This is a genomic window from Halomonas sp., assembly GCF_041689495.1.
GTDB lineage: Bacteria > Pseudomonadota > Gammaproteobacteria > Pseudomonadales > Halomonadaceae > Halomonas.
The window spans coordinates 1-5,875 of record NZ_JBDNGD010000289.1 but is presented as its reverse complement, the minus strand read 5'-3'; the positions used below and the strand labels follow the sequence as shown (position 1 = coordinate 5,875).

The following is a 5,875-nucleotide window of genomic DNA, read 5'->3' as shown; positions in this document are numbered from 1 at the left end:
CAGCTGATGCACGGGAACCCCCAGATCGCGTCCCTTGAGGTCCCAGAGGGCCTGATCGATCCCGGCGATGGCACTCATGAGGATCGGACCACCACGGTAGAAGCCGCCACGATACATGCGGTTCCAGAGGTGCTCGATACGATGGGGATCCTCACCGACCAGCATGTCGGCAAACTCATGGACCGCAGCCTCCACGGTGGCGGCGCGCCCCTCGATGACCGGCTCTCCCCAACCGAAGACACCCTTGTCGGTCTCGATCTTCAGGAAGAGCCAGCGAGGGGGTACCTGCCAGGTCTTCAAACGCGTGATCTTCATAGTCTCTCCCGATTAGTCGATGCCGACCGCCGAGCGCAGTCGCTGTTCCAAGCGTCGTTCATGGAGCCCCTTGATAACCAGGGTGCCAATGACCAGGCCGCCTCCGATGAAACCCAGCGTAGTGGGTCGCTCGGCCAGGATCCACCACAGCCAAAGGGTGCCGACGACCACCTCGAGCAGCAGCAGGAGCCCCACTTCCGCCGCCGGCAGGTAGAGCGGTCCCCGCTGCAGCAGCGTCACTCCGGCCGGGACGATAAACAGGCACAGCAGGACCACCAGCAGCCAGCGATCGAGGGGTGGCATCTCGATCCCGCCACCGCCTAGCAGCAGCACCAGGGCAGCACCACCGCCCACGATGAGCCCGTTGAAGACGAGCATCGGACTCATGTCCACGCCGGGTCGTCGGCGGCAGAGCGTGAAGTTAAGGGCCAGGGTAGTGGCCGCCATGAGGGCGAACCCGTTGCCCACCCAGGAGCCCACCCCGGCATCGTCGATCACGATCATCCCGATACCCAGCATGCAGAGCACGATGGCTATCCAGGTGCGTCGCGGCAGCCGCTCACCCAGGATGATCCGTGAGAGCAGGGCGGCGATCAGCGGCGCCCCCGCCAGGATCATCAGCACATTGCCGCCCCGGGTGTACTGGTTGCCCAGCACGAAGCCACAGGTGGTCAGGCTGAAGAGCAGGGCGACCGCGATACCCGTCCAGCCGCAGCGTCGATAGGCCTGCAGGGTGCGCACTCCATGGCGGACCAGCACGATCAGGAAGAAACCCAGGGCAGACAGCAGGCCCCGCCACATCAGGATCTCGGCGTCCGGCAGGGCGGCAACCTTGATCAGCAGGGCGTCCGGCGACATGATCAGCGCCCCGCCGCCGGTCAGCAGCAGGCCCTGCTGGCGATGGGAAAGCGAGCGGAAGGCGCTCACGAGCCTCTCCCGTCAGGGTGACTGATCATGTCAGTGTCTGTCCCTCTCCAGGACACCGATGACCTCCGGTACGGACAGCCCCTGATCGTCGATGGCGGCATAGAGGTCGCGGACCCCCGTGGCCACGCCACGCGCTACGCCGAGCTCGTCGGTCATGGCGTGGTAATAGCCGATATCCTTGCTGGCATTGGCCACGCTGAAACGGAAGCCGGAAGGGTCACCGGCCTCGATGTAGGGCCTCAGGCGTTCGAGGATCACGCCCGCCCCGCCGCCCTTGCCGAGGACCTCCAGCAGGGCCGTGTCGTCGATGCCGGCGCGGCGCGACGCCGCCGTGGCCTCGGCGAGTACCGCCGAGAAACCCAGGGATACGTAGTTGTGCAGCAACTTCAGGGTATGACCGGCGCCGACGCCCCCGGCATGGGCGATGTTCTCGGCGAAGCCCTCGAGCAGGGGCTTCACCTCGGCGAACAGGTCCGCCGACGCGCCGACGATCAGGTTGAGGCGCCCTTCCTCGGCCTCCTTCGGCGTGCGGGTCATGGCCGCATCCATGAAGCGCCCACCCGCCTCGACAACACGTTGAGCGACTCGCTCGGTGGAACTGGGCAGGGCCGTGGAACAATCGATCACGAGGCTACCCGGGTTCAGCCCCGCCAGGACACCCTCTGGCTGGAAGAGTACCGCCTCCACCTGGGGGGAGCCGGTCACACAGAGGAGCACCACCTCGGCATCCTCGGCCACCTCGCGCCCCGACGCCTTCGCCACCGCCCCGGCAGCCAACAGGTCATCCACCGACTGATTGCCGGGATGGTCGAGGAAACACAGCCGGTGGCCGGCCTTTAGAATATTGCGGGCGATGCCATGGCCCATCAGGCCTACGCCTACCATGCCGACACGAAAGGAATGACTCATCAGCTTGCTCCAGAAAGGGGGGCGATGATGACGGTCTCAGCCGTGGCGGATGGCGACCGTCTTGATTCGGGTATAGCTTCTCAGGCCCTCGAAGCCCTTTTCACGACCATGGCCGGAGCGACCGACGCCCCCGAACGGCAGTTCGATGCCACCAGCGGCTCCATAGTTGTTGACGAAGACCTGGCCGCTGCGGATGCCCTTGGCGAGGCGCAGCTGCCGACCGCCGTCACGGGTCCAGATGCCGGCGCATAACCCGAAGTCGGTGGCATTGGCCAGCGCCAGCGCCTCGGCCTCATCGTCGAAGACCTGCACCGCCAGTACCGGCCCGAACAACTCCTCGCGCAGCACCTCATGGCCGGCGGGAATCTCGCTCAGGATCCGCGGCACCACGAAGTGTCCGCCTTCCGGCGCACTGTCGGCCAGCCGACCTCGTGCCAGAGTGCGAATGCCATCGGCACGAGCGGCCTCCAGTCGTTCCTCGAGCCTGGCCTTCTGTCGCGCATTGATCAGCGGGCCGCAGTCGGTGTCCGCCTCACCGGCATCACAGCGCAGCGCCGAGAAGCGCTCGGCCAATCGGCCCAGCAGCGTATCGGCACAGTCCCGCTGGACCAGCAGGCGGCTGCCGGCCGAGCAGGTCTGGCCGGCATTCTGGATGATGCCGCGAACCACCATCTCGAGAGCCGCCTCCATGTCCGCGTCGGCGAAGACGACCTGCGGCGACTTCCCACCCAGCTCCATGGTGATGGGCACATGATGGACGGCGGCGGCCTGGGCGACCAGAGTGCCCGTCTCGGGCGAACCGGTGAAGGAAAGGTGATCGATATGCGGGTGTGCCGCCAGGGCCGCGCCGGCCTCACGACCCAGACCGGGCACGACGTTCAGGACGCCCTCGGGCAACCCGTTCTCCAGGGCCAGCTCGGCCAGGTGCTGGACGCTCAAGCAGGCATCTTCGGCGGGCTTGAGCACCACGCTGTTGCCGGCCGCCAGGGCCGCGGCGACACAGCGGCCGAAGATCTGGGCGGGATAGTTCCAGGGAATGATCTGGGCGCAGACCCCGAAGGGCTCGCGCAGGGTCATCACCGCAAAGTCGTTGTCGAAGGGCAGGGTCTCGCCGTGCAGCTTGTCCGCCGCACCGCCATAGAAGCGGAAATAGCGTGCGCAGGCGGCGATGTCGCCGCGTGCCTGGGTCATCGGCTTGCCGGTGTCGACGCACTCCAGAGCCGACAACCGTTCATGGTCGGCCTCGATGGCGGCCGCGAAGCCCAGCAGCCACTCGCTGCGGCGACGCGCCGTCCATCTCGACCAGTCGCCCAGGCTGCCGGAAAAGGCACGTCGTGCCGCCTCGACGGCCTGGTCGACCTCTTCCGCCTGGCAGCGGGCGATCCGCGAGATCGTCTCGCCGTGTGACGGCGCCTCCACATCCAGGGTCGCGCGGGTGGCGACCCGGTCCCCGCCGATGAGGGCGTAGTGCGAGGGCATCTCGGGTAAGGGCTGCACGTCTTGGACTCCTTGTCGTTGTTGTGATCGCCGCCACCACCGCAGAGACTGAGTGGCGGCGGACGTCGATTCAATACAGCAGGTCGACCAGCCCCAGTGAGATCCAGGGCATATAGGTGATCGCCATGAGGCAGACCAGCACCACCAGCACGAAGCGCACCAGCCAGGGCAGCATCTCGTCGATGGAAATCTTGGCCACCGCACAGACGGCGAAAAGGTTCACGCCCAGCGGCGGGGTGATCATGCCCAGGGCGAGGTTGACCACCATGATCAGCCCGAAATGCACCGGCTGGATGCCGAACTGGATGGCGATCGGCGTCAGGATCGGCGCCAGCACCAGGATCGCCGCCGAGGTCTCGATGAACATCCCGACCACCAGCAGCAACCCATTGACGGCCAGCAGGAAGGCCCAGGGGCTATCGAACACCCGGGTCACCCAGGCGGCGATCTCGCCCGGCAGTCCCGAACGGCTGATCAGGAAGCTGAACAGGGCTGCCGCGGCGATGATCAGCATCACTGCCGCCGTGGAGATCACGCTCTGGCGCAGGATCGGCCAGAGATCGGCGAGGCTCAGCTCCCGATAGAGCAGCCCCCCTACGGCCAGGGCATAGAAGACTGCCACCGCCGAGGCCTCGGTGGGCGTGAAGATGCCGCCGTAGATGCCGCCGATCACCACCACCGGCATGAGGATCGCCGCCCAGGCGCGCTTGAAGGCCACGGTAAAACGGCTGCGATCCTCGCGATCCTGGAGGCCATAACCGCGCAACTTGCAGAAGACATAGAGAAACAGCAGCAAGGCACTACCGATCAAGACCCCGGGGCCGATGCCGGCAATGAACAGCTGGCCGATGGAAGTGTCGGTGCTGACCCCATAGAGGATCAGCGGAATGGACGGCGGAATCAGCACGCCCAGCTCGGCGGAGGATGCCTGGATCGAGGCCGCCAGCGGCGTGGGATAGCCATGGCGTACCATGGCCGGAATCAGGATGGCACCGATGGCGAAGGTCGTGGCCACGCTGGAGCCGGAGACCGCGGCAAACATCATGCAAGTCAGTACGCAGCTCATGGCCAGGCCGCCCTGGACACCGCCGACGATGGACTTGGCCAGGTCGACCAGGCGACGGGAGATCCCTCCGGCGGCCATCAGATTACCCGCCAGAATAAAGAAGGGAATGGCCATCAAGGGGAAGTGGTCGATGCCCACGAAGACCTGCTGCGGAACCATCAGCAGAGGCAGCCGCGAGAAGAATTCGATACCGATGATCGAGGCCAGAATGATCGAGATGGCGATGGGAACGCCGAACGCAAAGAGAATGATGAGCGACAGGCCGATGACGAGGTTCATGGACGATCACCTCCCTTCACCGAGCCGTGGCTGGCTCCCCCCTCGGCCAGGGTGGAGCGCGCCTGCTGCACCACATCGGCGTCCACCTCGGGGGCCAGATTGCTGTTCTCGGGGCCCAGTTTCTCTAGCCCCAGACTCTGGGAAATCAATCGGGCGATCACCGCCACCATGGCGAAGGCACTCCCGGTGGGAATCGCCGCATAGGACCAGGCGATGGACATTCCCAGGCCCGAGAGCATCTGGCTGCGCACTCGCAGCGTCATCTGGATGCCATAGAACAGCAGAACGCCGAGGACCAGCAGACAGCAGGCGCCGATGGCCATCTCGAGGGCCAGCAGCGTTCGACGCGGCACCAGCTTGTAGACCAGTTCCACGGCCATCATGTAGCCGCCACGGAAGGTGGCAGCCGCCCCCATGAACACACACCAGATCATGGTGGAACGCGAGATCACTTCCGACCAGGTCGAGGGGGCATTGAAGATGAAGCGCGTCAGGACCTGATAGAAACCCAGCGAGACGGAGACGATCAGCATCGCCACCGAGATCGCCAGCGCCAGCCGGGTCAGCAGGCTTTCCAGGCGAAGAAACCAGGACAGCATAGGGATCACCTTGTGGAAAAAAACCTCCGGCGATCACGCCGGAGGTCGAGTGGGGATCAGCAGTCGCTGGCACGAATACGGTCCAGCATCTCGCTGCCGTACTCATCGGTGTAGATCTCGTAGGCGGGTTCGACGGCCGCCTGGAAGGGCGCGGTGTCGACGTCGGTGTTGACGGTCATGCCCTTCTCGCGCAGCAGGGCGACACCTTCCTGCTCGAGACGCGTCACCTCGGCCCGGGTGGCCTCGGCGGCGGCCTCGGCAGCCTGTTCGAACCAGTCGCGTT

Annotated in this window: 5 protein-coding genes and 2 pseudogenes; all 7 read right to left on the bottom strand. The window is 65.7% G+C overall.

Annotated features, from left to right (window positions below; translation table 11 throughout):
• Nucleotides 1-315, bottom strand: a pseudogene (locus ACESMD_RS09815) (D-galactonate dehydratase); the annotation flags it as partial.
• Between the two features lie 12 nt (nucleotides 316-327).
• Nucleotides 328-1,242 carry a DMT family transporter gene (locus ACESMD_RS09810; RefSeq protein ID WP_372612685.1) on the bottom strand — a complete coding sequence of 305 codons (915 nt, stop codon included), beginning with the start codon at nucleotides 1,240-1,242 and terminating at the stop codon, nucleotides 328-330.
• A gap of 30 nt (nucleotides 1,243-1,272) precedes the next feature.
• Nucleotides 1,273-2,151, bottom strand: coding sequence for an NAD(P)-dependent oxidoreductase (locus ACESMD_RS09805; RefSeq protein WP_372612683.1), 879 nt, complete (start codon nucleotides 2,149-2,151; stop codon nucleotides 1,273-1,275).
• A gap of 36 nt (nucleotides 2,152-2,187) precedes the next feature.
• Nucleotides 2,188-3,648 carry an aldehyde dehydrogenase family protein gene (locus tag ACESMD_RS09800; RefSeq protein ID WP_372612681.1) on the bottom strand — a complete coding sequence of 487 codons (1,461 nt, stop codon included), beginning with the start codon at nucleotides 3,646-3,648 and terminating at the stop codon, nucleotides 2,188-2,190.
• A gap of 70 nt (nucleotides 3,649-3,718) precedes the next feature.
• Complete coding sequence (locus tag ACESMD_RS09795) at nucleotides 3,719-4,993, bottom strand: TRAP transporter large permease (protein ID WP_372612679.1); 1,275 nt, start codon at nucleotides 4,991-4,993, stop codon at nucleotides 3,719-3,721.
• Complete coding sequence (locus tag ACESMD_RS09790) at nucleotides 4,990-5,592, bottom strand: TRAP transporter small permease (RefSeq protein WP_372612677.1); 603 nt, start codon at nucleotides 5,590-5,592, stop codon at nucleotides 4,990-4,992. Before ACESMD_RS09790 ends, ACESMD_RS09795 begins: the two co-directional genes overlap by 4 nt.
• 56 nt (nucleotides 5,593-5,648) lie before the next feature.
• A pseudogene (locus tag ACESMD_RS09785) lies at nucleotides 5,649-5,875 on the bottom strand (C4-dicarboxylate ABC transporter substrate-binding protein); the annotation flags it as partial.